This is a genomic window from Methylobacterium isbiliense, assembly GCF_022179325.1.
Taxonomy (GTDB): domain Bacteria; phylum Pseudomonadota; class Alphaproteobacteria; order Rhizobiales; family Beijerinckiaceae; genus Methylobacterium; species Methylobacterium isbiliense.
Window position 1 is genome coordinate 1 of record NZ_BPQQ01000055.1, and the last position, 22,957, is coordinate 22,957.

At 72.8% G+C, this 22,957-nt stretch carries 24 protein-coding genes; 18 read left to right on the forward strand and 6 right to left on the reverse strand.

The features are described 5' to 3' along the window. Positions 1-168 precede the first annotated feature (168 nt). Both crtI and MFF61_RS21745 read left to right on the forward strand, forming a co-directional pair. Positions 169-1,743 (forward strand): phytoene desaturase family protein, encoded by a 1,575-nt coding sequence (gene crtI / locus MFF61_RS21740; RefSeq protein WP_238238452.1) that lies wholly within the window; start codon positions 169-171, stop codon positions 1,741-1,743. Beyond that, the gene (locus tag MFF61_RS21745; RefSeq protein WP_238238454.1) at positions 1,740-2,159 is read left to right on the forward strand and encodes a DUF2141 domain-containing protein; all 420 of its coding nucleotides are present in this window, start codon (positions 1,740-1,742) and stop codon (positions 2,157-2,159) included. The genes crtI and MFF61_RS21745 overlap by 4 nt, the downstream gene beginning before the upstream one ends. Before the next feature lie 202 nt (positions 2,160-2,361). Here the strand turns inward: MFF61_RS21745 and MFF61_RS21750 are convergent, their stop codons facing one another. After that, positions 2,362-3,375: an AraC family transcriptional regulator gene (locus MFF61_RS21750; RefSeq protein WP_238238457.1), complete on the reverse strand. Its 1,014-nt coding sequence runs from the start codon at positions 3,373-3,375 to the stop codon at positions 2,362-2,364. A gap of 218 nt (positions 3,376-3,593) precedes the next feature. On the opposite strand from MFF61_RS21750, the gene MFF61_RS21755 reads away from it, so the two are divergent. From MFF61_RS21755 to MFF61_RS21765, 3 genes are read left to right on the forward strand one after another with little or no spacing between them, the layout of a single operon-like run. Beyond that, the gene (locus MFF61_RS21755) at positions 3,594-5,831 is read left to right on the forward strand and encodes a TonB-dependent receptor (RefSeq protein WP_238238459.1); all 2,238 of its coding nucleotides are present in this window, start codon (positions 3,594-3,596) and stop codon (positions 5,829-5,831) included. 2 nt (positions 5,832-5,833) lie between these two features. Continuing rightward, the gene (locus tag MFF61_RS21760; RefSeq protein WP_238238462.1) at positions 5,834-6,247 is read left to right on the forward strand and encodes a hypothetical protein; all 414 of its coding nucleotides are present in this window, start codon (positions 5,834-5,836) and stop codon (positions 6,245-6,247) included. Then, on the forward strand, positions 6,244-7,563 hold the full coding sequence (locus MFF61_RS21765; protein ID WP_238238465.1) for an MFS transporter: 1,320 nt from the start codon (positions 6,244-6,246) through the stop codon (positions 7,561-7,563). Before MFF61_RS21760 ends, MFF61_RS21765 begins: the two co-directional genes overlap by 4 nt. 35 nt (positions 7,564-7,598) lie before the next feature. Here MFF61_RS21765 and MFF61_RS21770 read toward each other — a convergent pair whose 3' ends face one another. Continuing rightward, positions 7,599-8,768, reverse strand: a complete 1,170-nt coding sequence (locus MFF61_RS21770) for an MFS transporter (protein ID WP_238238467.1) — start codon at positions 8,766-8,768, stop codon at positions 7,599-7,601. 171 nt (positions 8,769-8,939) lie between these two features. On the opposite strand from MFF61_RS21770, the gene MFF61_RS21775 reads away from it, so the two are divergent. From MFF61_RS21775 to MFF61_RS21820, 10 genes are all read left to right on the forward strand, one after another. Next, positions 8,940-10,706: an IucA/IucC family protein gene (locus MFF61_RS21775; RefSeq protein WP_238238478.1), complete on the forward strand. Its 1,767-nt coding sequence runs from the start codon at positions 8,940-8,942 to the stop codon at positions 10,704-10,706. Between the two features lies 1 nt (position 10,707). After that, the gene (locus MFF61_RS21780) at positions 10,708-11,751 is read left to right on the forward strand and encodes a GNAT family N-acetyltransferase (RefSeq protein ID WP_238238480.1); all 1,044 of its coding nucleotides are present in this window, start codon (positions 10,708-10,710) and stop codon (positions 11,749-11,751) included. After that, positions 11,748-13,562, forward strand: a complete 1,815-nt coding sequence (locus MFF61_RS21785; protein WP_238238482.1) for an IucA/IucC family protein — start codon at positions 11,748-11,750, stop codon at positions 13,560-13,562. Before MFF61_RS21780 ends, MFF61_RS21785 begins: the two co-directional genes overlap by 4 nt. Beyond that, the gene (locus MFF61_RS21790) at positions 13,559-14,887 is read left to right on the forward strand and encodes a lysine N(6)-hydroxylase/L-ornithine N(5)-oxygenase family protein (RefSeq protein ID WP_238238484.1); all 1,329 of its coding nucleotides are present in this window, start codon (positions 13,559-13,561) and stop codon (positions 14,885-14,887) included. Before MFF61_RS21785 ends, MFF61_RS21790 begins: the two co-directional genes overlap by 4 nt. A gap of 101 nt (positions 14,888-14,988) precedes the next feature. Further along, on the forward strand, positions 14,989-16,002 hold the full coding sequence (locus tag MFF61_RS21795; protein WP_238238487.1) for a YVTN family beta-propeller repeat protein: 1,014 nt from the start codon (positions 14,989-14,991) through the stop codon (positions 16,000-16,002). A 32-nt stretch (positions 16,003-16,034) separates the two neighbouring features. Further along, positions 16,035-16,463 (forward strand): cupredoxin domain-containing protein, encoded by a 429-nt coding sequence (locus MFF61_RS21800; protein WP_238238497.1) that lies wholly within the window; start codon positions 16,035-16,037, stop codon positions 16,461-16,463. Between the two features lie 69 nt (positions 16,464-16,532). After that, the gene (locus MFF61_RS21805; RefSeq protein WP_238238611.1) at positions 16,533-16,772 is read left to right on the forward strand and encodes a hypothetical protein; all 240 of its coding nucleotides are present in this window, start codon (positions 16,533-16,535) and stop codon (positions 16,770-16,772) included. Next, positions 16,769-17,533 carry a lanthanide ABC transporter ATP-binding protein PedB/LutE gene (gene pedB / locus MFF61_RS21810; protein ID WP_238238500.1) on the forward strand — a complete coding sequence of 255 codons (765 nt, stop codon included), beginning with the start codon at positions 16,769-16,771 and terminating at the stop codon, positions 17,531-17,533. The genes MFF61_RS21805 and pedB overlap by 4 nt, the downstream gene beginning before the upstream one ends. Beyond that, the gene (gene pedC / locus MFF61_RS21815) at positions 17,530-18,402 is read left to right on the forward strand and encodes a lanthanide ABC transporter permease protein PedC (RefSeq protein WP_238238502.1); all 873 of its coding nucleotides are present in this window, start codon (positions 17,530-17,532) and stop codon (positions 18,400-18,402) included. The genes pedB and pedC overlap by 4 nt, the downstream gene beginning before the upstream one ends. Positions 18,403-18,421: 19 nt before the next feature. Continuing rightward, complete coding sequence (locus MFF61_RS21820; protein ID WP_238238506.1) at positions 18,422-19,027, forward strand: hypothetical protein; 606 nt, start codon at positions 18,422-18,424, stop codon at positions 19,025-19,027. An 18-nt stretch (positions 19,028-19,045) separates the two neighbouring features. Here the strand turns inward: MFF61_RS21820 and MFF61_RS21825 are convergent, their stop codons facing one another. Further along, entirely contained in the window at positions 19,046-19,846 is an 801-nt protein-coding gene (locus MFF61_RS21825; RefSeq protein ID WP_238238509.1) for a pentapeptide repeat-containing protein, read from the reverse strand. Positions 19,847-20,101: 255 nt separating this feature from the next. On the opposite strand from MFF61_RS21825, the gene MFF61_RS21830 reads away from it, so the two are divergent. Then, positions 20,102-20,449 carry a hypothetical protein gene (locus tag MFF61_RS21830; RefSeq protein ID WP_238238521.1) on the forward strand — a complete coding sequence of 116 codons (348 nt, stop codon included), beginning with the start codon at positions 20,102-20,104 and terminating at the stop codon, positions 20,447-20,449. A gap of 36 nt (positions 20,450-20,485) precedes the next feature. On the opposite strand, the gene MFF61_RS21835 is transcribed toward MFF61_RS21830, so the two are convergent. Then, positions 20,486-20,737, reverse strand: coding sequence for a hypothetical protein (locus MFF61_RS21835; protein ID WP_238238532.1), 252 nt, complete (start codon positions 20,735-20,737; stop codon positions 20,486-20,488). Between the two features lie 270 nt (positions 20,738-21,007). Here MFF61_RS21835 and MFF61_RS21840 point away from each other — a divergent pair, with 270 nt between their 5' ends. Next, positions 21,008-21,190, forward strand: coding sequence for a hypothetical protein (locus tag MFF61_RS21840; RefSeq protein ID WP_238238534.1), 183 nt, complete (start codon positions 21,008-21,010; stop codon positions 21,188-21,190). 336 nt (positions 21,191-21,526) lie between these two features. Next, positions 21,527-21,859 carry a GCG_CRPN prefix-to-repeats domain-containing protein gene (locus MFF61_RS21845; RefSeq protein WP_238238536.1) on the forward strand — a complete coding sequence of 111 codons (333 nt, stop codon included), beginning with the start codon at positions 21,527-21,529 and terminating at the stop codon, positions 21,857-21,859. Positions 21,860-21,992: 133 nt separating this feature from the next. Here the strand turns inward: MFF61_RS21845 and MFF61_RS21850 are convergent, their stop codons facing one another. Both MFF61_RS21850 and MFF61_RS33910 read right to left on the reverse strand, forming a co-directional pair. Continuing rightward, entirely contained in the window at positions 21,993-22,763 is a 771-nt protein-coding gene (locus MFF61_RS21850; protein ID WP_238238556.1) for an SDR family NAD(P)-dependent oxidoreductase, read from the reverse strand. A 65-nt stretch (positions 22,764-22,828) separates the two neighbouring features. After that, entirely contained in the window at positions 22,829-22,957 is a 129-nt protein-coding gene (locus MFF61_RS33910) for a hypothetical protein (protein ID WP_283206024.1), read from the reverse strand.

Genomic DNA, 22,957 nt, shown 5'->3' on the forward strand with positions numbered 1-22,957 from the left:
ATCAAGCGGAGACGGTCTCAGACGCACGAAGCCTTCCCCGGCGCAAGGGCGCCCGGCAGCGGGGGCGCGCGACAAAGGGTGCCAATTGCCGCGCCCGCGCGCAGCCCCAAAACTAGGCCGTAGGGGAAGGACCCGGGTTCACCGGACCAGACGTGCAGGAGTGCGGCGTTGCTTCAACCGCGGGATGGGTACCGCATGGTGTCGGGGCGGCATGCGGTGGTGGTCGGAGCGGGCCCGGGCGGGCTCGCGGTCGCTCTGCTTCTGGCCCGCGAGGGCGTTCAGGTCACGCTGATCGAGAAGGACGACTGCGTGGGCGGGCGCACCCGCACGGTGACGGCCCCGGGCGGCTACCGGTTCGACATCGGGCCGACCTTCTTCCTCTACCCGCGCATCCTGGCGGACATCTTCGCCTCCTGCGGCGAGCGGCTGGAGGACCATGTCCGGCTGGAGCGGCTCGACCCGCTCTACCACCTCGTGTTCGAGGGCGGCGGCGAGATCCGCTCCTCCCCGGACGTCGCCCGCCTCAAGGCCGAGATCGCCCGCATCGCGCCGCAGGATGCCGCGCAGGTCGAGCGCTACCTCGCCGACAACCGGGCGAAGCTCGAGGCGTTCCGGCCGGTGCTGGAGCAGCCCTTCGACACGCTGCGCAGCCTCGTCTCGCCGGCGATGCTCTCCGCCCTGCCGCTGCTGCGCCCGCACGCCACCGTCGACCGGGATCTGCAGCGCTACTTCAAGGACCCGCGCGTCCGCCTCGCCTTCTCGTTCCAGACCAAGTATCTCGGGATGTCGCCGTTCCGCTGCCCGAGCCTGTTCACCATCCTGAGCTTCCTCGAATACGAGCACGGGGTGTACCACCCGGTGGGCGGCTGCGGGGCGGTCTCGGAGGCGATGGCCGGGCTGGCGCGCCGGCTCGGCGTCGACATCCGCCTCGGCACCAGCGTCGACCGGGTGCTGTTCGAGGACGGCCGGGCCGCGGGCGTCGAGGCCGGGGGTGAGCGCATCGCCGCCGACAGCGTGGTGGTGAACGGCGACTTCGCCAAGGTGATCCGCGATCTGGTGCCGGAGCGCCACCGCCCGCGCTGGCGCGACGCCAAGCTCGACAAGGCCCGGCTCTCCTGCTCGACCTTCATGCTCTATCTCGGGCTGGAGGGCGGCATGCCGCCCGCGCTCGGCCACCACACGATCCTGCTCGCCGAGGATTACCGCCGGAACATCGACGAGATCTCCACCGGCATCCTGCCGATGCAGCCCTCGCTCTACGTGCAGCACGCCGGCTACACCGACGGCGGCATGGCCCCGCCCGGCCATACCAGCCTCTACGTGCTGGTGCCGGTGCCGAACCTGCGCGCCGGGATCGACTGGGCCGAGATCCGCCCCGCCTACCGCCGGCTCGTCCTCGACCGCCTGAAGCTGCTCGGCCTGCCCGACATCGAGGCGCGCATCCGCTACGAGCGCATCGTCGACCCGACCGACTGGCGGGACGAGTTCGCGGTGAACGAGGGGGCGACCTTCAACCTCTCGCACGACCTCGGGCAGATGCTCTACTTCCGGCCCCATAACCGCTTCGGGCCGGGCCTCTACCTCGTCGGCGGCGGCACCCATCCGGGCTCGGGCCTGCCGGTGATCTACGAGGGCGCGCGCATCACCGCGCGGCTCCTGCTCGAGGATCTCGCGCGCGAGCGCCGGACCGCCCCGCCCGCCCTCGCGCCCTTCAGCGTGGCGCCGACCGGCGAGGCCTCGTGAGGCTCCCGGTCCTCCTGGTCGCCGGCCTGCTCGCCGGCCCGGCCGGCGCGGCGAGCGTCAGGGTGACGGTCGAGGGCGTGCAGCCCGGGACCGGGCGCGTCTTCGTGGCGCTCTGCGTCGGCGGGCTGTCGGAGCAGTTCTGCCGCATCGGCGAGAGCGCCCCCGCGAGCGCGCCGGCCCTGGGCTTCGGCTTCTCGGACGTGCCGCCGGGCCTCTACGCGGTGGCCGCCTACCAGGACCTCGACGGCGACGGGCGCCTCGCCCGCACGCCGCTCGGCCTCCCGCGCGAGCCCTACGGCTTCTCCAACGGAGCCGGGCGCGGCGGCCGGCCGGATTTCCCCGCCGCCGCCTTCACCCTCGCCGAGCCCGGAGCCTCCCTGCGGATCCGCCTGATCCAGGCGCTGCCGCCGCGGTAACGCGGCGCCTCGCGGGCGCCGCCCGCCGGACCCCGACGCCACGCCGACGGGATCGCGCCCGCGTCCTGCGCGGGCCCTTATGCCAACGGCCCAAGATGCTGACGCATCGGGCCGTTGGGCATCTCGATTCTTCGATGCCAGATCGAAGATCTGACGAAAAATCGAGAACCGAACCGGCGGTCATTGAGAATGACCGCCGGTGTTACGCGCCCTGGCCCGGCTGGGGAGGCGCGTCCGGCGTCGCCCGCGCGCGGCGCGGCGAGAGCCCGTAGCGGCGGCGGAAGGTGCGGTTGAAGTAGGAGAGGTCCCCGAATCCGACCTCGAAGGCGATCTGGCTGATCGCCTGCTCGCGGCGCGCCGGGGAGCGCAGGAGGCGAAGCGCCCGGTCGAGCCGGCGCTCCAGGACGAAGTCCGAGAAGGTCCGCCCCTCGGCCTCGAACAGCTTCTGGAGCGAGCGCAGGCTCATCCCGTGCAGCGCCGCGACGCGCGCCGCGCTCATCGTCCGGTCGTCCAGGCGCAGCTCGATCTCGGCCTTGATGGCGCCGAGCCGTGCCGCGTGGCGGGCCGCCGGAGCGCGGTCGGGGAGCGGCGCCGGGTCGGCGCACAGGATGGCGACGAGCCCCGCCAGATGGGCGAGCGCATGCGCGCGCAGCGGAGCGGTCTCCACCGGCAGGAGCCCGCGCATCAGCGCCGCGCCGTAATGGTGCAGGAGCGCGAGGGCGGCGTTGTCCCGGTGGAACACCCGCAGGCTCGCGGCCGCCTCGGACATGGCCGGGGTGACGGCGCCTTCCGGCAGCGCCAGCCCGTCGAGGCGCGCCGTCCCCGACAGCCGCAGGCTCGCCGGACCCGGCCCGGAGACGAGGATCGCCTCCCCGTCCGTCACGGTGGCGCATCGCCGGCCGGCCCGCACCCGCATCGTGCCGCCATGCGGCCGCAGCAGCACGGCCCCGCCGGGCAGGACCGGGCTCGCCACCGGCACGTCGTCCCCGGCGGGGCGGAAGCAGGACATCAGGCCGAGATCCGGCTCCAGGCGGAGGCAGGCCGCGGCCCGGAACGGCACCTCCGCCGCAGGCGCGTGACGGACGGGGGCGGCCCGGCCCGCCGGCGGCGCTCCCGTCCAGGCGCGATGCGGCGGCTGCCCCTCGGCGAGGATCCAGACCGGAGCCAGCCCGCCGCCCTCCTCCGGCTGTGGGTTTCGTGTGAGTCCGTCTTTCACGGCGCTCCAGTCCTAGACAGCTGTCGTGAGCCCACCCTACTAGCCCATAAGCATAAACACAGCACAGAGTGGACCAGATTCTGCTGCTGATGAGAAGAATTACATTATAACGGTTACAATCTGCGGCTTGGATCCGGATCGACACGGTGTTCGCGGCCTTCGGCCGTCGGACCATGCTTCCGGGTGTGCGGGGAACCTTTGGGGACATGCGCGGACAGATGCGTACCATCCTGATCTCGACGACCGCGCTGATCGCCGCGACGGTGCAGGCTGCGGCGCAGGCCCCCGCGGCGCCGGCCGCGCAGGACGGCGCCGCGATCGCGCTCGACACGATCACCGTCACGGCGGCGCGCGCGGAACGGTCGATCTCGGAGATCCCCCAGACCGTGCAGGTGGTCGGGCAGACGGCGATCGAGGAGCAGCTCAAGCAGAGCCCGAGCGCCTCGGCGGCCCTGTCGCGGCTGGTGCCGGGCTTCTCGGTGTCGAACCAGACCGTGTCGGGCGCCTCCGAGACCTATCGCGGCCGCGACCTCCTCGTCTTGGTGGACGGGGTTCCGCTCAACACGCCGCTGCGCGACGTCTCGCGCATCCTGTCCCTCATCGACCTCAACGCGGTCGAGCGGATCGAACTGGTGGCGGGCGCCTCCAGCCTCTACGGCGCGGGGGCCACGGGCGGCACCGTGAACTTCATTACCAAGAGGGCCGAGCCGGGGCCGCCCCGGGCCACCGTCAACACGGCGCTGCGCGCCTTCACGCACGATGTCGGGGCCTCGCTCGCCCCCGAACTCTCGACCACCATCTCGGGCCGCGAGCCGAGCGGCTTCGACTACGTCTTCACGGGCACCGGCCGGATGAGCCGGCGCACCTACGACGGGGCCGGCCGCGAACTGCCCTCCGACGCGATGCTGGGCCAGGGCGGCGGCGACCGCTTCGGCAGCGGCAACATCCTGGCCAAGCTCGGCTACGACTTCGACGCGGCCAAGCGGGTCGAGATGTCGTTCAACTGGTTCTCCTTCGACCAGACGCCCCGCTACCTCACCGACTACTCGCTGCCCTTCGCCCGGCCGATCTATTCCCAGCCCTATACGGGCCTGAGCGTGCTGGAGGACACCAAGTCGCTGCAGCTGCGCTACCTCGACCGCGATTTCGCGCTCGGTTCGCTCAGCGTCGTCGGTTTCTACAACGACATCGAGAAGCGCTTCAATTTCAGCACGTTCTCCTATCCGTACAATTCGCAGGTCTACTATTCCTTCAATCCGAACGATCCGACCAGCCGCAACAACCAGACGACGCTGTTCTCCAACCGCGGCGGGGTGAACGCCACCGTCGACACGCCGTTCGACTGGCTGTGGCCGGGCGCGCGCCTGACCTGGGGCAGCGACGTGATCGTCGAGAAGACCCGGCAGACGCTGACGAGCGGCCAGGACGTGTTCACGCCGCTCCAGCAGGTGACGGCGGCCGGCTTCGGCCAGCTCCAGGTCCCGGTCACCGACCGCCTCACGGTGCGCGGCGGCATGCGCTACGAGGCGTTCTTCCTCGACGTGCAGGACTTCACCCGGCCGGCCGCCTACGCGGCGGTGGCGGCCCGCACGCCGCTGGGCTACCAGGCGTTCGTGCTGCCGGCCATCGCCGTGACGGGCGGCCGCTTCGACTACTCGGCGCCGACCTTCAACGTCGGGGCCACCTACCGGCTCACCGACAGCGCGGAGGTCTATGCGGGCTTCTCGCAGGGCTTCGCCCTGCCGGATGTCGGCGCCTACACGCGCCGGGCCGGCCTCTCGACCGCCTATGCCTGCCCGGTGGCGACCCCGAACTGCCTGCCCGCCGCCCGCCGGACGGTCAGCTTCCAGCAGATCGCCCCCGAGGCGCAGATCGTGAACAACTACGAGGTCGGCATCCGCGGCGGCGAGGGGCCGTGGCGGGCGACCCTGGCGGGCTTCATCAGCACCTCGAACGAGGGCGTGACCTTCGACCCCCTCACCAACACCATCTCGCAGCAGAAGGAATTCATCTACGGCACGGAGGCGACCGCCGATTACGCGCTCTCCGAGCAGGCGCGCATCGGCCTGATCGGCACCTACCGGGAGGGCCGCTACGACAGCAACAAGGACGGCCGCCTCGACAGCTGGCTGCCGAACAACCGCATCGCCACCCCCTACCGGGGCACGGTCTGGCTCGACTACCTGTTCGACGCCGGGGTGAAGCTGCGGGTCGAGGGCGAGGGCTATTCGGGCCGCGACGCGCGCATCGACCTCACGGGCGCGCGCTACAGGATCAAGCCCGGCGCCACGATGAATGTCCTCCTGTCGGCGCCCGTCGACGGCGGCGAGGCCTATGTCGCGGTCAACAACCTGTTCGACGCGATCATCCAGAACCCGACCGCCACCTCGGTGCGCAACCTGCCGGTCTATTCCTGGGGCCGCACCGTGACGCTCGGCTACCGGAAGACCTTCTGACCATGGTGAGCCTGGAGGACGAGGGCGACTGGCGCGTGCTGCGCTTCCTGCCGCCCTACGCCGAGCGCGACGAGCCCGACTATCTCGGCGCCCTCGACGCCATCGGGCGCACCGGGCGCCCCTTCGCGCTGCTCGCGGTCTTCGGCGGCGAGGGCCGGCTGTCGCAGGCCGGCGAGCGCGCGCAGGCGCTCTGGTACAAGGACAGCCGCGACCGCATCGAGCGGGATTGCCGGGCCATCGCCCTGGTGCGGCCCGGCGCGACGCCGCGGATGCAGGAGACCTTCCGCAAGCTCTGGTCGATGCCGCTCGCCGTCACGCCCGACGAGGCGAGCGCCCGCCGCTTCCTCGCCGTACGGGCTTCCGGCCTCGCGGCGCCGGCCGCCGGGCACCCGGACGACAGCCAGGAGGTCCGATGAGCGCCTTCGCGCAGCCGCAGGGGTCTCGCTCCGCGCCGCCCTCTCCCGCGCCGCCCTCTCCCGCGTCCCCTTGCCCCGCGCCGCCCTGCCCGGCCCCGGCCGCCGCACCCAGCCGCCTGCGGCTCTTCGCGGTGCTCGCCGGGCTCTACCTCGCGCAGGCGATTCCCTCCTACCTGATCGCCGCGGCCCTGCCCCCGATCATGCGCGAGGCCGGGGTGTCGCGCGCCCAGATCGGCTATCTCAGCCTGCTGTTCCTGCCGCTCGTCCTGAAGTTCCTCTGGGCGCCGGTGGTGGACCGGATCCGGCCTTTCGCCCGCGCTCACCGGGCCGGCTGGGTCGTGACGACCCAGATCGGCGTGATCGCCTGCCTGCTCGCGCTGGTGCCGCTCGGACCGACGCAGGTCGGCGGCCTCCTGGCGGTGGGCTTTCTCGCCTCGCTGCTGATCTCGACCCAGGACATCGCCACGGACGGCTACGCCGTGAAGCACCTGCGCCCGGAGGACCGGGCGATCGGCAACGCCATCCAGGGCGGCTCCGTGGCCTTCGGGGTGGTGATCGGCGGCACGCTCGGGCTCGTCCTCTACCACCATGTCGGCTGGGCCGGGATGCTTCTGACGCTCGCGGCCTTCTCCCTCCTGCCGCTCGCCGCGGCGCTCGCCATGCGCGAGCACGACCCGGCGCCCGGGCCGAGCACCCCGCGCCCCTCGATCCGCGCCTTCCTGCGCCGCCCCGAGGTGCACAGCATCCTGTGGGTCGCGCTCACCTACCGGGTGAGCGAGGGCCTCGTGAAGGCGATGGAGGGGCCCTACCTCGTCGATGCCGGGGTTCCCCTCGACCGGATCGGCTACCTCTCGGGCCTCTCGGCGACGACGGCGGGGCTCGCCGGCTCGGTGATCGCCGCGCTCCTCGTGCGCCGCGTCGGCACCGCCGCGACGCTGGGCCTGCTCGGCCTGCTGCGCACGCTCTGCTTCGCCCTGTTCACGGCCCATGCGCTCGGCGCCGTGGTCGGTCTCTGGCCGCTCTTCGGCGCGGCGGGGTTCCAGACCCTGATCCGCTACATGGAGATCGTGGCGCTCTACAGCCTGTTCATGGCGGTGGCGTCCTCGGCGCAGCCGGGCACCGATTTCACGATCCTCGCCTGCGCCCAGCTCATCGTCTACCTCGTCGGCTCCTTCGTCTCGGGCAAGCTCGCCGACCTGTTCGGCTACGGGGCGCTGTTCGGCCTCGCCACCCTGCTGTCGGGCGCCGCCACCGTGGCGACGGTCCGCCTGCTCCGGCGCGCCGGCCGGGACGCCGCCCGGGAGACCGCCGGGTGAGGGACCGGCCGGGCGAGGCCGGGACCGCCGCGCGCTCAGGCGGAGTCCGGGCCGGCCTCGTCCTCGGTCAGGCGGAACGAGAGCGCGAGCACCGCCCCCGTCACCGCCGCGCAGGCCCAGAAGGGGGCGGCCGGGGCGAGCGCCACCGCCGCCCCGCCCGCGAGGCCCCCGGCCCCCTGCCCGATCACCTGCGTGCCGGCGAGCCAGCCGGCGGCGCGTCCCTGCGCCTGCGGGGCCGTGCGGGCGGCGAGCCACGCGGCGATGTGCGGCGTCGCCAGCGCGGTGCCGATCCCGGCCAGCACCCCGCCGAGCATCAGGAGCGCCGGGCCGGGGCTGAGCGCCATGACGGCGGCCCCCAGCGTCAGGATCGCCAGCCCGCGGCGCAGGTTGCGGGCGAGGCCCGGCGCGAGCCGGGGCAGCACGAGCCCCTGCGTGGCGATGGCCGCGAGCGCCACCAGGGCGAGCGTCCAGCCCGCCAGGGCCGCGGCCTCACCGGCCGAGAGGCCGAAGCGCTGCTGCGCCAGGAGGCCGAGCGCGATCTGGATCTGCCCCAGCGCGAACGCGACCCCGAAGGCGACGGCCAGGAGCGGTCGCGCGCCGCGCGCGGGCCGCGGCTGCGGCGCGCCGCAGCCCGGCGCCGCCCAGTTCGGGGCGGCCATGAGCAGGAGCGGGCTCGCCAGCAGCAGCAGGAGCGGCGCCGCGAGCGCGGCGGCGCCCGCCAGCATCGCCAGCGCGCCGAGGATCCGCCCGAGCGACAGCCCCGCCCCCACCCGGCCCAACGCCGCGGGCCGCGCGGCCTCGGGCGTGCGCCCCATCAGGGCGCCCTGCGCCAGCGGCATCACCCCGGCGGCGCCGGCCGCGTAGGCGAGGCGCGACAGGCCGAGGAGCGCCAGCGCCGCCGCGCCCTCGCTCCACAGGGCCGCCGCGAACAGGCCGTGGCCGAGCAGCATCAGCCCGCCGAGGAGCGCGTAGAGCCGCCGCAGGGGCCGGCCGCCCGCCAGCCCGCCCCAGAGCGGCGCGGCGACCAGGAAGGCCAGCGCGCCGAGGAAGGCCAGCCCGCCCATCGCCGTCCCACCGAGCCCCGTGCGCTCGCTCGCGACCGGGATGAGGGCCAGCAGCGCCGATTGCCCGAAGCCGACGCAGGACACCGCCAGGGACAGCCGCCACGCCGCGCCGCGCTCCGCTGCCGGATTCTCCATCACCATGCCTCGCTCCCGCCGGTCTTGCCGCCGAATAGCCCGCCGGAGCCGTCTTCCGCAAGCATTCAGAATTATATCTAGAGCAATACTAAAGTATTTTTTGGCGTGACTCGCAGATTTTATCTGCTAGATAGGCTCCGCCGTGGCCGGATGTGGAGTATTTGGCCGATGGAAATGATGCATGACCGATCTTATGACGATGCCGACCGGGTCGCCACGCGGGCCTTCCTCAACAGCCTGATGCGCGAATGGACCGGCTGGTCGCTGCATCGCCAAGGCGACGGCGAGGGCGAGGACGCGCCGCTCACGGCGCGCTTTCCGCTGGCGGCGCGCGGCAGCGCGGTCGAGGTCGAGGTCGCGCACCTGTCGCGGGTCGGGCTGCATGGCTTCCGCCTGCCGCTGCGCGAGCGGCGCCCGGGCTTGGCCGCACGGCCCCTCCGCCTGCCCGAATTCGCCGCCATGGTGGCGGCCGAGCCGGCGGTCGCCGGGGGACAGGCGGGCGCGGGCCTCACCTTCCTGCGCCGCGTCCTCGACAGCCTCGACGAGACCGCCGGCTTTCTCGCGCAGGGCGTCCTGTCCGGCGGGGTCTTCGCGGAGCGCGACCCGTCCTTCCTCGAAGGCGAGCAGGCCCTGCGCTTCGGCCATGCGGTCCATCCGACGCCGCGCAGCCGGGACGAGTTCACCCGCGCCGACGCGCGCCGCTTCGCCCCCGAGTACGGCGGCGGCTTTCCCCTGCGCTGGTGGTCGGCCGTCCCCCGGTGCGTGGCGCAGGGCGCCTCCCGCACCCGCAGCGCCGCCGCCCTCACCCGTGCGCTCGCCGCCGAGGATCCGGCCATCCCCGCGCGCCTCCTCGACGCGGCGGACGGGCGGGTGCTGCTGCCGATGCATCCCTGGCAGGCCGCGCGCCTCGCCCTCGATCCGGAGATCGCGGCGCTGATGCGGGAGGGCCTCGTCGTCGATCACGGCGAGGCGGGCGCGCCCTGGTCCGCCACCTCGTCCCTGCGCAGCCTCTACGCGCCGCAGGCGGCCTTCATGCTCAAGGTGTCGCTGTCCCTGCGCCTCACCAACTCGGCCCGCCTGATCAAGCCGGCCGAGGGGGAGCGCGGGCTGGTGGTGGACCGGCTGCTCGCGGGCACGGTGGGCGAGCGCATCGCCGCGCGGTTTCCCCGCTTCCACGTCCTCGGCGAGCCCGCCTTCCTGATGCTGCGGCGCGCCGACGGCGCCCCGCTCGCGCAGACCATGGTGGTTTTGCGCGACAATCCCTTCCGGGGCGGCGATGCGCCGGCCTGCGTGCTCGCGGCGCTCTGCGAGATCGATCCCGACGGGCGCGAGAGCGGCCTCTCCCGCCTCGTCCGGCGCATCGCTGCCCGCGAGGGCGAGGCGCCCGCGGCGGTTGCGCCGCGCTGGTTCCGGCGCTTCCTCGACGCCGCGGCCGCGCCCCTCCTCGTCCTCCAGGCGGACGAGGGCCTGCTCTTCGGCGCGCACCAGCAGAACCTCGTCGTCGGCCTGTCCGAGGGCTGGCCCGACCGGGTGTACTTCCGCGATTGCCAGGGCACCGGCTACGTCCGCGAGTTCCTGCCGGCGTTGCGCGCCGCCGCCCCGGGCCTCGATTTCGAGGCCGGGCACCTGTTCGGCTCGCACGAGGCCGCCCGCATCATGGGCTACTACCTCGTGGTCAACAGCCTGTTTGCCGTCATCGGCGCCCTCGCGCAGGCGGATCTCGCCACCGAGGGCGACCTCGTCGGCCTGCTGCGCCGGTTCCTCGAGGAGATCGCCGCGCAGCCGCTGCGGGACAGGACCTGCCTCGACCACCTCCTCGCCGGCCGGACCCTCGACAGCAAGGGCAACTTCATGATCTGCTTGCGCAACATCGACGAGAACACGCAGGTCACCGACCCGCTCGCCGCCTACGTCCCGCTCGCCAACCCGATCGCGGGGTGCTGAGATGACGGCGCCGATCAGGCTGGAGCCGGCCGCCCCCCTCGACGTCGCCGTGGCGACGAGCCGGCACTGGCCGGCCCGGCAGGAGGCGATGATCGCGGTCGAAAGCGAGCCGCTGGATGCAGGCTCGGCCCGGCGGGGGGCGGAGCACCTCGGCGGGGCGGAACTGAGGGCGGAGGGCGGCACGGTCCGCCTCGTCCTCGCCGGCTCCCTCGGGGCGCAGCCGGGCGATGCGGATCTGGTCGCGGTGCTCTGCGAGGCGGCGTTCCAGCGCTGCCCCGGGGCCGGGCGCCTGCGCGTCACCGACGGCCCTGCGCTCGCCGGGATCGCGACCGGGCGCCTGGAGGGCGACGCCCTCGTCGAGCGGGCGGCCTTCCACCAGTTGCCCCTGCTCTGGCACCGGGCCTCGGCCCCCTACCCGCTGCTGCGCTCCGGCCTCGGACCGGCCGACCGGCGGCCGCCCCTGCGTCCGCCGCAGCCGGCCGGCCTGATCTACCGGCGCTGGCTGGCGCATCTCGGGACCACCCTGTCCCTGCGGGCGATCGACCGGCGCCGGGACCTCGCCCGGTTCCACGCCTGGATGAATCAGCCGCGGGTCGCCTTCTACTGGGAACTCGCGCAGGACGAGGCGGCGCTCGACCGCTATCTCGCGGAGCAGGAGGCGGATCCGCACCTCTACGGGGTGATCGGCTCGTTCGACGACGAGCCCGTCAGCTATTTCGAGTTCTACTGGGCGATGGAGGACCGCCTCGGTCCCCATTACGACCCCGAGGAGTTCGACCGTGGCTGGCACGGGCTCGTGGGCAATCCGCGCCATCTCGGCCGGCCGAAGACGCAGGCGTGGTTCACCGCCGTCACCCACTGCCTCTTCCTCGACGAGCCGCGCACGCGCCGGATCATGGGCGAGCCGCGCGCCTCGCACACCAAGATGCTGAGCTACTGCGCCACCACCGCCTACACCAAGCTCAAGGAGTTCGACTTTCCGCACAAGCGCGCGGCGCTGGTCTGCTGCGAGCGCGAGCGGTTCTTCCGCGAGGTGGCGCTGTGAGCCTCGGGCCGCTTCCCGGCGGCGTCCCGGCCGGCGCCGCGCTGTGGGGGCGCCTCAACCGGGCGGTGATCGCCAAGGCGATCGGCGAACTCGCCTTCGAGGAGGCGTTCGCGCCGGAGCCGACCGATGCCGCCGCCAGCCGCTGGGTGCTGCGCCTGCCCGGCGACGTGGCCTACCGCTTCACCGCCGTGCGGCGGATCTGGGGCAACCTCTCTGTCGATCCGGACAGCCTCGTGCGGCAGCACGGCGGGAGTCTGGTCCAGGCCGGGGATGCGGCGGGCTTCTTCGCCGATGCGCGCGAGCCGCTCGGCATCGCGCCGGACACGCTCTGCACCTACCTGCAGGAGATCTTCAGCACGCTCGCGGCCGATGCGCGGATCGCGAGCGCGAGCGGGGGCCTCGGCGGGGCGGATCTCCTCGCCCTGCCCGACCGGCTGCTGCAGCAGCTCCTCGACGGGCACCCGAAGGCACCGGCGAGCAAGGGCCGCATCGGCTGGGGCCTGTCGGATTTCGAGGCCTACGCCCCGGAATTCCAGGCCGGGATGCGGCTCGTCTGGGTCGCCGCCGACCGGGCCGCCTGCCGGCTGTCGCTCGAACCGGGCCTCGACGTGGAGGCGCTCGTCGCCGATGCCCTCGATCCGGCCGAGCGCGCGCGCCTCGCCGCGGCCTGCCGCGACCGGGGGGTGAGCCCCGACCGGTTCGTGCTGCTGCCCGTCCATCCCTGGCAATGGGACCGGATGATCGCCCTGCACTTCTCGGGCGAGATCGCGGCCGGGCGCCTCGTGCCCCTCGGCCCCTTCGGCGGTCCCTACCTGCCGCAGCAATCGCTGCGCACGCTGTCGAGCGCCGACCCGGCGGCGCGGCTCGACGTGAAGCTCGCGCTCACGGTCCTCAACACCTCCGCGTGGCGCGGCGTGCCGGGGAAGTACATGGCGATCGGCCCGGCCTTCTCGGGCTGGCTCGCCGACCGGGCGGCGCGCGATCCGGCCCTCGCCGGCACCGTGATCCTGCGCGAGCGGGCCGGGGCCTTCTACCCGCATCCCGTCTACGAGCGGGTGGCGGACGCGCCCTACCAGTACCGGGAGATGCTGGGCGTGATCTGGCGCGACGCCGTCGCGGCGCGGCTCGGCCCGGGCGAGCAGGCGCTGATGCTGGGGGCGCTGACGAAGGGCGACGCCGCGGGCCGGCCGCTCGTCAGCACGCTGATCGCCCGTTCGGGCCTCGACGCCGAGGCGTGGCTCGCGCGGCTGTTCGCCCGCGTCGCGGTGCCGCTCTACCACTTCCTCTGCGCCTACGGCGTCGGCTTCATCGCGCACGGGCAGAACGTCACGCTTTTGCTGCGCGACGGGGTGCCGTCCGGGGTGGCGCTCAAGGACTTCCAGGGCGATTGCGACCTCGTCGACGAGGATTTTCCGCAGGCCGCCGACCTGCCGCCGGGCGTGCGCGAGACGCTGCTGCGCCGGCCCGCGGCGCACCTCCTGCAGCACCTGCAGACGGGGCATTTCGCGAGCGTGCTGCGCTTCGTCTCGGACGCGCTCGCCCGCCACGACGGTGTGCCGGAGATCCGCTTCTACGGCGTTCTGGCCGCCGCGCTGCGCCGCTACCAGGCGGCGCATCCCGACCTCGCCGGGCGCTTCGCGCTGTTCGACCTGTTCACCCCGACGGTGCCGCGGGTGTGCATCAACCGCGTCCGCCTCGCCCTCGGCTACGGCGCGTCGCCTCAGCGCCCCGTCCCGCGGACGGGCAGCCCCCTCGCCAACCCCCTCCATCGGGCCGAGCAGGCCGCCACGGCAGGAGCGTGCGCATCATGACCGGATCTCCGCTGGACCTCGCCGGCATCGGCATCGGCCCGTTCAACCTCAGCCTCGCGGCGCAGCTCGACGCGGTCGACGACCTCGACGCGCGCTTCTTCGAGCGCAAACCCGCCTTCGACTGGCATCCCGGCATGATGCTGCCCGGGGTGAGCCTCCAGACCTCCTTCCTCAAGGACCTCGTCACGGCCACGAACCCGACGAGCCCCTGGAGCTTCATGGCCTACCTCGTGGCGCAGAAGCGCTTCTACGAGTTCCTGAACGCCGACTTCCCGGCGGTGCCGCGCCGGGAATTCGCCCAGTACCTCGCCTGGGTCGCGGCGCGGCTGCCCTCGCTCCGCTTCGGCACGGCGATCCGGGAGGTGAGCTTCGGAGACGGCGCCTTCACGCTGGCCTGCGACGGGCCGCGGGCCGAAGGGGCCGTGCGGGCGCGCAACCTCGCCCTCGGCGTCGGCCTCCAGCCCTACCGCCCGCCCTTCGCGGCGAAGCTTCCGGCGGCGCGCCAGTTCCACGCGGCCGAGGCCGCCTTCGCGCTCGACCGCACGGCCGGGCTGCGCGTGGCGGTGGTGGGCGGCGGCCAGAGCGGGGCCGAGATCGTCCTCGATTTCCTCGGGCGGGGGCGCGACGCACCCGCGCAGGTCGACTGGATCAGCCGGCGCCCGAACTTCCTGCCCCTCGACGCCTCGCCCTTCACCAACGAGCTGTTCACGCCCGCCTACGTGGAGCGCTTCCGCGACCTGCCGGAGGCGCGCCGGCGGGCCGTCGTGGCGCGCCAGCAACTCGCCGGGGACGGCATCTCGGCCGAGACCCTGCAGGCGCTCTACCGCCGGCTCTACGCCCTGCGCCACCTGGAGCCGGAGGGGCCGGGCGTGGGGCTCTACCCCCACCGCGAGGTGCTCGACGCCGACGCGGCGGGCGGGCGCCTGCGCCTCGTGATGCGCAACGGCTTCGACGGGAGCCTCGCCTTCCTGCATCCGGAGGTGGTCGTCCTCGCCACCGGCTACCGCTACGCCCTGCCCGACTGCCTCGCGCCGCTCCGGCACCGGCTCGCCCTCGACGGGGACGGGCGCCCGCTGCTCGCGGCGGATTTCACGGCCCGCTGGGACGGGCCGGACCACCACCGGATCTTCGTGCTCAATGCCGGCCTGACCAGCCACGGCATCGCCGAGCCGCAGCTGAGCCTGATGGCGTGGCGCAGCGCCGTGATCGCGAACGCGCTGGCGGGCCGCCCCTGCTTCGACCTCGGCCTGCCGCCGGCCCCCGTGGCGTGGTCGGGTGCGCCCGAGCGCCGCGGGACGGCGGACGCCACCTGCGCCGAGGAGTGAGGCCGGGCGGGGTCGTCCGCCAGCTAGGGCCTTAGTCCGTCTCGCCCCCGGCCGGCCGGGGCGCTACATAGCGCCCACAAGAAACCGCCAGGGAGACCCCCATGAGACGCCACGGGACGGGACGCGCATCCGTGCCACGCCCCGGCCGCCGCGCCCTCTCCGCCGCGGGCCTCGGGCTGAGCCTCCTCTGGGCGGCGCCTGCGGGCGCCTACACGGTCTACGTCACGAACGAGAAGGGCAACTCGGTCAGCGTCATCGACTCGACCACGCTGCAGGTCACCGCGACCTGGCCGGTGGGGCGCCGGCCGCGGGGCGTGACCCTCAGCCACGACGGCAGGCAGCTCTTCGTCTGCGCCAGCGACGACGACCGGGTCGACGTGCTCGACACCGCGACCGGCAAGGTGGTGAAGTCTCTGCGCTCGGGGCCGGACCCGGAGCTGTTCATCCTGCATCCGGGCGGCAACCCGCTCTACATCGCCAACGAGGATGACAGCCAGGTCACGGTGGTGGACATCGAGAAGAACCGCATCGTGGCCGAGATCCCGGTGGGCGTGGAGCCGGAGGGCATGGGCCTGAGCCCGGACGGCACGGTGCTGGTCAACACATCCGAGACCACCAACATGGCCCACTTCATCGACACCAAGACGCATCAGGTGATCGACAACGTGCTGGTGGATGCCCGCCCGCGCTTCGCCGAGTTCTCGGCGGACGGGAAGTGGCTTTGGGTCTCGGCGGAGGTGGGCGGCACCGTCGCGGTGATCGACGCCCAGACGCGCAAGGTGGTCAGGAAGATCGCGTTCAAGATCCCGGGCGTCACCGACGAGCAGATCCAGCCCGTCGGCGTGCGCCTCACCCGGGACGGCGCCCGCGCCTTCGTGGCGCTCGGCCCCGCCAACCGCGTGGCGGTGATCAACGCCAGGACCTACGAGGTCGAGAAGTACCTGCCGGTCGGCCAGCGGGTGTGGCAGCTCGCCTTCACCCCCGACCAGAAGCAGCTCTTCACCACCAACGGCACCTCGAACGACGTCTCGGTGATCGACGTCGAGGCGCTCAAGGTGGTCAAGAGCATCCCGGTCGGCCTCCTGCCCTGGGGCGTCGCCGTCTCGCCGCAGTAGAACGCCCCCTCCCGCGAACGGAATTTTTTTCCATGCGCCCGCTCCTGCGCGCCGTCCTCGCCGCGGCGCTCCTCGCCGCCGGTCCGGCGCTCGCCCGCGACCTCGCCAAGGGCCGCACCGACCTGCCCGACCTCGTCCTCGGCGACGACCAGGGCAACGACTACGCGGTCTCGACCAAGGACATCGAGATGGAGGCGGGCAAGTCCTACCGCCTGCGCATCACCGCCAAGGGCCAGAAGGAGTACAAGTTCTTCGCCCCCGAGTTCTTCCGCGGGGTGTGGATGAACCAGATCGTCATCAACCATCTGGAGATCCACATGGCCGGACCGCCCCACCACCTGGAGTTCGACGATCCCGGCACGATCGAGGTCGAGTTCGTCGCCGTGCGGGCGGGCGAGTTTCCCTGGACCATCCAGGGGCTGGAGAGCCGCGGTATGAGCGGACGCTTCATCGTGAAGTAGCGGCCCGTTCCGGGACGCGCCGCGCCACCCTACATGCGGGACCACCACCGGAGGAATCTCGTGAGCCCCATGCGCTCCCTCGCCCTCGTCCTCGCGTTCACCGCCTGCGGGCTTGCGGGCGCCCGCGCCGACGATGCGGCGGCCTGCCGCGACGGGATCGCGGAGATCCGCGCCGCGCTGGACAAGGCGCCGCCCGAGCCGGCCGCCGGCCGCCTGAGGAAGGCCCTGCGGGTGGCCGAGCGCGAGGCGCGCGAGGGCGAGTTCGACGAGTGCCTGGACGCCGTCCGGGACGCCAGGGCCGGCCGATGAGCACCGCGCCCGAGGCCACCCAGGCCCCGGCTCTGCAGGTCGAGCGGGTGAGTCACCGCTTCGGCAGCCGGACTGCCCTCGACGACGTCTCGCTCGCCGTGCCGCAGGGGCAGTTCGTGGCGCTGCTGGGACCGAACGGCGCGGGCAAGACCACGCTGTTCGCGGTGGTGACGCGGCTCTACGCCAACCAGGACGGGACGGTGGCGATCTTCGGCCACGACCTGACCCGCGAGCCCTCGCGGGCGCTCGCCCGCCTCGGCGTGGTCTTCCAGGCCCGCACCCTCGACACCGACCTGACGGTGCGCCAGAACCTCCTCTACCACGCCGCCCTGCACGGCATCGCCCGCCGGGCGGCCGAGGCGCGCATCGCGGCGCTCCTCGGCCGCGTCGGCCTGCTGGAGCGGCGCGACGACAAGATCCGCACGCTCTCGGGCGGCCAATCGCGGCGCATCGAGATCGCCCGGGCGCTGATCCACGCGCCCGACCTCCTGCTCCTCGACGAGCCGACCGTCGGGCTCGACCTCGAAGCCCGCGCGGACATCGTCGCCATCGTGCGCGCGCTGGTGCGCGAGGAGGGGCTCTCGGTGCTGTGGGCGACGCACATCTTCGACGAGGTCGAGCCGCAGGACCGGGTCGTGGTGCTGCACAAGGGCCGCATCGTGGCCCTCGGGCTCGCGGGCGCGCTCGCCGAGCCCTCGGGTTCCCTGGAGACGTCCTTCCGCCAGATCACCGCCGAGGCGGGCCGGAGGCAGGTCGCATGAACGCCCCCGCGCAAGCTGACCCCACCCAGGTTGCCCCCACCCGCGGCCGGCTCGACGCCGCCGGCTACCTGATCTGCTTCCTCGGCATCGTGCGCCGGGAGTTGCTGCGCTTCTTCAACCAGAAGGAGCGGTTCTTCTCCGCCCTGGTGCGGCCGCTCGTCTGGCTCTTCATCTTCGCGGCCGGTTTCCGCAACACGCTCGGGCTGTCGATCACGCCGCCCTACGAGACCTACGTGCTCTACGAGGTCTACGTGGTGCCGGGCCTCGCCACGATGATCCAGCTGTTCAACGGCATGCAATCCTCGCTCTCGATGGTCTACGACCGCGAGGTCGGCTCGATGCGGGTGCTGCTCACCAGCCCCTATCCGCGCTGGAGCCTGCTGCTGGCCAAGCTCGCGGCGGGCGTCGCGGTCTCGATCATCCAGGCCTACGTGTTCCTGGCCATCGCGGCCTTCTGGGAGACCGACATCCCGGCCTGGGGCTACCTCGCGGCGCTACCGGCCTTCATCGCCGCCGGGCTGATGCTCGGGGCGATCGGGCTCTTCCTGTCCTCGCTGGTGCGCCAGCTCGAGAACTTCGCGAGCGTGATGAACTTCGTGATCTTCCCGATGTTCTTCGCCTCCTCGGCGCTCTACCCGCTCTGGCGGGTGCGGGAATCGAGCGACACGCTCTACTGGATCTGCCAGGCGAACCCGTTCACCCATGCGGTGGAACTGGTGCGCTTCGCCCTCTACGGCGCCTTCAACCCGGTCTCCTGCGCGGTCGTGCTCGGGACCGGCATCGTCTTCTTCACCTTGGCGGTGATCGCCTACGACCCCGGCCGCGGCCTCATGGCCCGGCGCGGCGGCCCGGCCGGCGAGGCCGCCTGACCACGCGAGACAAGGGCTCATGCTCCGCCACCTCCTCCTCGCCGCCACCCTCACGGCCTCCGGTGCGGCCCTCGCCCAGCCGAAGCCGGACCCGACCTGGCCCTGCACGCAGCGCAAGGTCACGACGCTCGGCCCTGGCGCCGTCTGGACCGGGCCGGACGTCACGCAGGCGCTCAAGGACTGGGGCGGCGACCGCGAGGCCGCGCAGCTCGCCCAGAAGCTCGCCTCGCGCCGCACTCCCCTGGAGGAGGCCGACGGCCTGATCGCCGACTTCGCCGAAAAGGCCGGGCCGGAGAAGGCCGAGCGCCTCACCCGGGTCTTCGCCGGGGTGTTCGAGGTGGTGAACGGCGAGCGCGACAAGGTGATGGCCGGCATCACGCGCTACGCCCGCGGCCAGCGCGTCATGGCCGAGCGCATCCGCGAGGAGGCGAGCCAGATCAGCGAGATCAAGACCTCGCCCGACGTCAAGGAGACGAAGGAACTCGCCGAGCTGGAGAGCCGGTTCAACTGGGACAAGCGCATCTTCCAGGAGCGCAGCCAGTCCCTGGCCTATGTCTGCGAGGTGCCGACCCTGCTGGAGCAGCGCCTCGGCGAGATCGCCCGGAAGATCCAGGCGAAGCTCTGAGGCCCGCCCGCGCGGTCCTCAGTTCCGCAGCGCCCGGTCGGCATTCACCACGGCATCGAAGCCCCGCGCCGCCTCCGCGCCCTCCAGGCGCAGCAGCCGGGCGCCGCCGACATCGGCCCCCGCCCAGGCGGAGCCGGCGAGGCGCGCGCCCGTGAGGTCGGCGCCCGACAGGTCGGCCCCCGTCAGGTTCGCCTCCGTGAGGTCCGCGCCCCTGAGGCTCGCGAAGTCGAGCTTGGCCCGCGACAGGTCGGCACCGGCGAGGTCCGCCCCGTCGAGCTTGGCCGAGACCAGCACCGCCCGGATCAGGCCCATCGACTGGTTGCGCATGTCGGCCCCGCCGCGCGCCCGGCGCAGGTTCGCCCCGGTGAGGTCGGCCCCGGTGAGGTCCGCCACCAGGCGCGCCTGCGACAGGTCGGCCCGGACCAGCACGGCGTTGCGGGCCTGCATCGCAAACAGGCTGGCGCCGCCGAGCTTGGCCTGCGTGAGGTCGGCGCCGAGCGCCCAGGCCTGATCGAGGGTGGCGCCGGAGAGGTCGGCCCCGACGAGCCGCGTCCTGTTCAGGCGGGCGAGGCGCAGGTTCGCCCCGCGCAGGTCGAGGCCCGAGAGATCGAGACCCGACAACCGCTTGCCCGAGAGATCGAGGGGCCGTCCGGCCGCCTCCCGGACCATCGCCTCCACCGCCGCGCGGGTGGTCTCGGCCCCGGCCATCTCGGGCGAGGTCAGGTCGATGTGGCGCATCATGTCCTGCGCGACCGCTCCCTGCGCCGCCGAGAGCCCCAGCACGGCCAGCGCGCCTGCCGCGCGGCGTCCCCACCCCATCGCGATCGCCTCCCCGGCAGCGGCTCTCGGCCGCCTATCCGGGCATCAGACGCGGGGGCCTGCCGCTGGGCAAGCCGGAGCGCAATCCGAGGGCGCGTGCCTCACGGCATCGTGACCCTCTCGGCCGGCCCTGCGCGCGTGCCCTAACCCTTTGTCGCGCCTGAGAACCGAAGCCCTCGGCCCGCCGTTGAGGAGGTCCCCGCCCGCCGCCGGCCCAAACCGGCGCGATGCCATTCTTGACAGGAGATGACCCTCATGCGCATCACCATCGCCGTGACGACCGCCCTTCTGGCGGCATCCGCCACCGCGCCGGCCCTCGCGAGCCCGTGCGGCGAGCAGATCGCCACCATCGAGCGCAGGCTCGACAGCCCGGGGGCTGCCTCCGTCACGGGCAGCACTGGCACGCAGACCGGTTCGCCCCGCGCCCTGCCGACGCCGCCCGGCGGACAGCCGAGCGACCCGAGCGTCACGCCGAGTCCGGACAAGATCGCGCAGGCGCGGGACCTGATCGCGAAGGCGCGCGCGCAGGACAAGGCCGGTCAGACCGACGCCTGCGAATCCACCATGAGCCAAGCCAAGACGCTGATCGGCGCGCTGCCCTGATCGCAGCCTGCGGTCAGTGCCCCACCCGGGACAGGCCTACGGGGCGTTGGCCGAAACCGTCGCGGACGGCGCGAGGCTCGCCGTCCGGCGCCGTTCGCAGCCGATCTTCAGGTAGTTGGTCGCGCGGTCCAGGAGGCCCGACTGCGCCGCCAGCGTCTCGCCCTGCATCATGCAGGTGATGGGCGAGGGCGCGGGCGCCACGAACACGTCGAGGGCCGTATCGCGGGAGCAGTCGGGCGCCGCGAGGGTCTTGGCGCAAACGAGCGCGACGGTGAGGAAATCGGCCATGCCACCTCCACCGGCCACATCCTGATACGCATCGGCAGCCCCCGGGCCGGGCGAAGGCCTGCCGTACTCAATGCCGGCGAGGCGATTCGCGTGCCATGCCGGGTCCAAGGCCAAACGTCGCGACCTTATGCTGCACTGCAGCAACACCCGCACGAACGGATCGGGACCCAGCCGTGCCGGGCCTCGCCCCGTGCGGCATTGCACATCCGCCCAATCGACCGAGGGTCATCCTCTCTCTCGTGGCAGTCGTCGCCATCATGGAGAGTAGAGATGCTCAAGTCCCTCAAGTCCAAGCCGGTGCAGAAGCCCGAGGACAAGTCCGAGATCTTGTCGGATGCCGATCTCGATCACGTGTCCGGCGGCCTCAACCCGCAGCCGCTGCCGCCGCGGTGGCTGTTCAGCAGCTTCCGGATCCAGGCCCTGGTGCTTCCGAAGCTGTTCGTCTCGCGCTGACGCGGACGCTGCTGCGCCGGAGTCCGGCGGGCCGCCCGATCCGGCGGCGGGCGGCCCTCTCCGAGGCACGCAGAGGAAGGGCCGTCCGCGCCGGTCCCTCCGTCCATCATCGCCCTCACGGCGCGCGCGCTCGCACGTCGATCGTCCGACGCCGCGCGCCGCCAGCTCACTTCGATCGTCGCTCGTTTCGGCTTGACTTTGTCGACACTGGTGCAAGTTGACTATCGGAGTCGATATTGCGCCAGATCGTTTACAATTCGGAAACAAATTTCTTCCGCAAATTCGAAACCATTGCCTGCCGGCGGGGTTTATGGGCGTCACGAAAGGAGGACACCCATGCGACTGAAGTTGGCAGGCGCGGCACTCCTCGCGCTCGGAACCGTGTTCGGCACCGGATCGGCCGCCGAGGCCAGGGACGGTTGTGGTCCCGGCTTCCATCGCGGCTATTACGGCTGGTGCCGGCCGAACCTCCGGCCCTACGCCTATCGCCCGGTCTACTACGCCCGTCCGATCTATTACGCCCGTCCGGTCGTGTACGGCTACGGCTGGCGCAGGCCCTGGGGCTGGCGTCACGCGGGCTGGCACCGCCCGCATTACGGTTGGCGCCATGCCGGGTGGCATCGCCCGCATTACGGCTGGCGCCACGCCGGCTGGCATCGCCGCTGGTAGGTGACGGGAGCGGGCCGGCACAGCGGTGCCGGCCCGCCGCTCCGGGCGGCCGGGGCCGCCCGGTCTCATCCGCGCGCCGAAGCCCGGCCGCGCCGGTCGGCCGATCCCGAGGCAGCGCCCAGATGGCTACGGGTCAGCGGCGGTGCACGGCGAAGTTGCCGAAGGCCTGCATGGTCGGCATGATCTGCAGCCGGTTGACGTTCAGGTGCCGCGGCAGCACGCAGGACCAGAAGATGGTCTCGGCGATGTCCTCGGCGGACATCGGCGTCAAGCCCTCGTACGGCTTGGCCGCCTGAGCGGCATCGCCCTGGAACCGCACCAGCGAGAACTCCGTCTCGGCGAGACCGGGCTCGATGTTGGTGACGCGCACCTGCTTGCCGATCAGATCGGCGCGCAGGTTGAGGGCGAACTGCTTCACGAACGCCTTGGTGGCGCCGTAGACGTTGCCGCCCGGATACGGGTAGTCGCCCGCCACCGAGCCGAGGAGCACGACGTGGCCCTCGTCGCGCGCCACCATGCCCGGCAGGAGCGCGTTCACGGTGTAGAGAAGGCCGTTCACGTTGGTGGCGATCATCTGCTCCCAGTTGCTCATCTGCGCCTGCTGGGCGGGCTCCAGGCCGAGCGCCAGCCCGGCATTGGCGATGCAGACGTTCGGTGCCGCGAAGCCGGCCGGGAGGGAGGCGACGAGCGCCGTCACCGCGTCGCGGTCGGTCACGTCGAGTTCGGCCACGTGGCAGCGTTCGCCGAGTTCGCTCTTGAGCGCATCCAGGCGCTCCCGGCGGCGGCCGGTGCCGATCACGCGGGCGCCGGCCTCGGCGAAGCGCCGGCACACGGCCGCGCCGAAGCCGGCGGTCGCGCCGGTGACGAACACGGTCAGATTCGTCGGGTCCAGCATGGGAATCATCGCGTCGCTCCTGCCTCAGGGCCATACCTGACGGGGGCGCGGCCCGTTTCAAGCGGCGCGGCGGCTCAGCGGTGCCGGTCCAGCAGCGGCCATGCGAGCAGCAGCGCGAGGGACAGGACGATCGCCAGGGGGCCCGGCAGCAGGAGCAGCAGGGCGAGAGCCAGCACGGTGGCGAGGGCCGCAGCGAAGCGCAT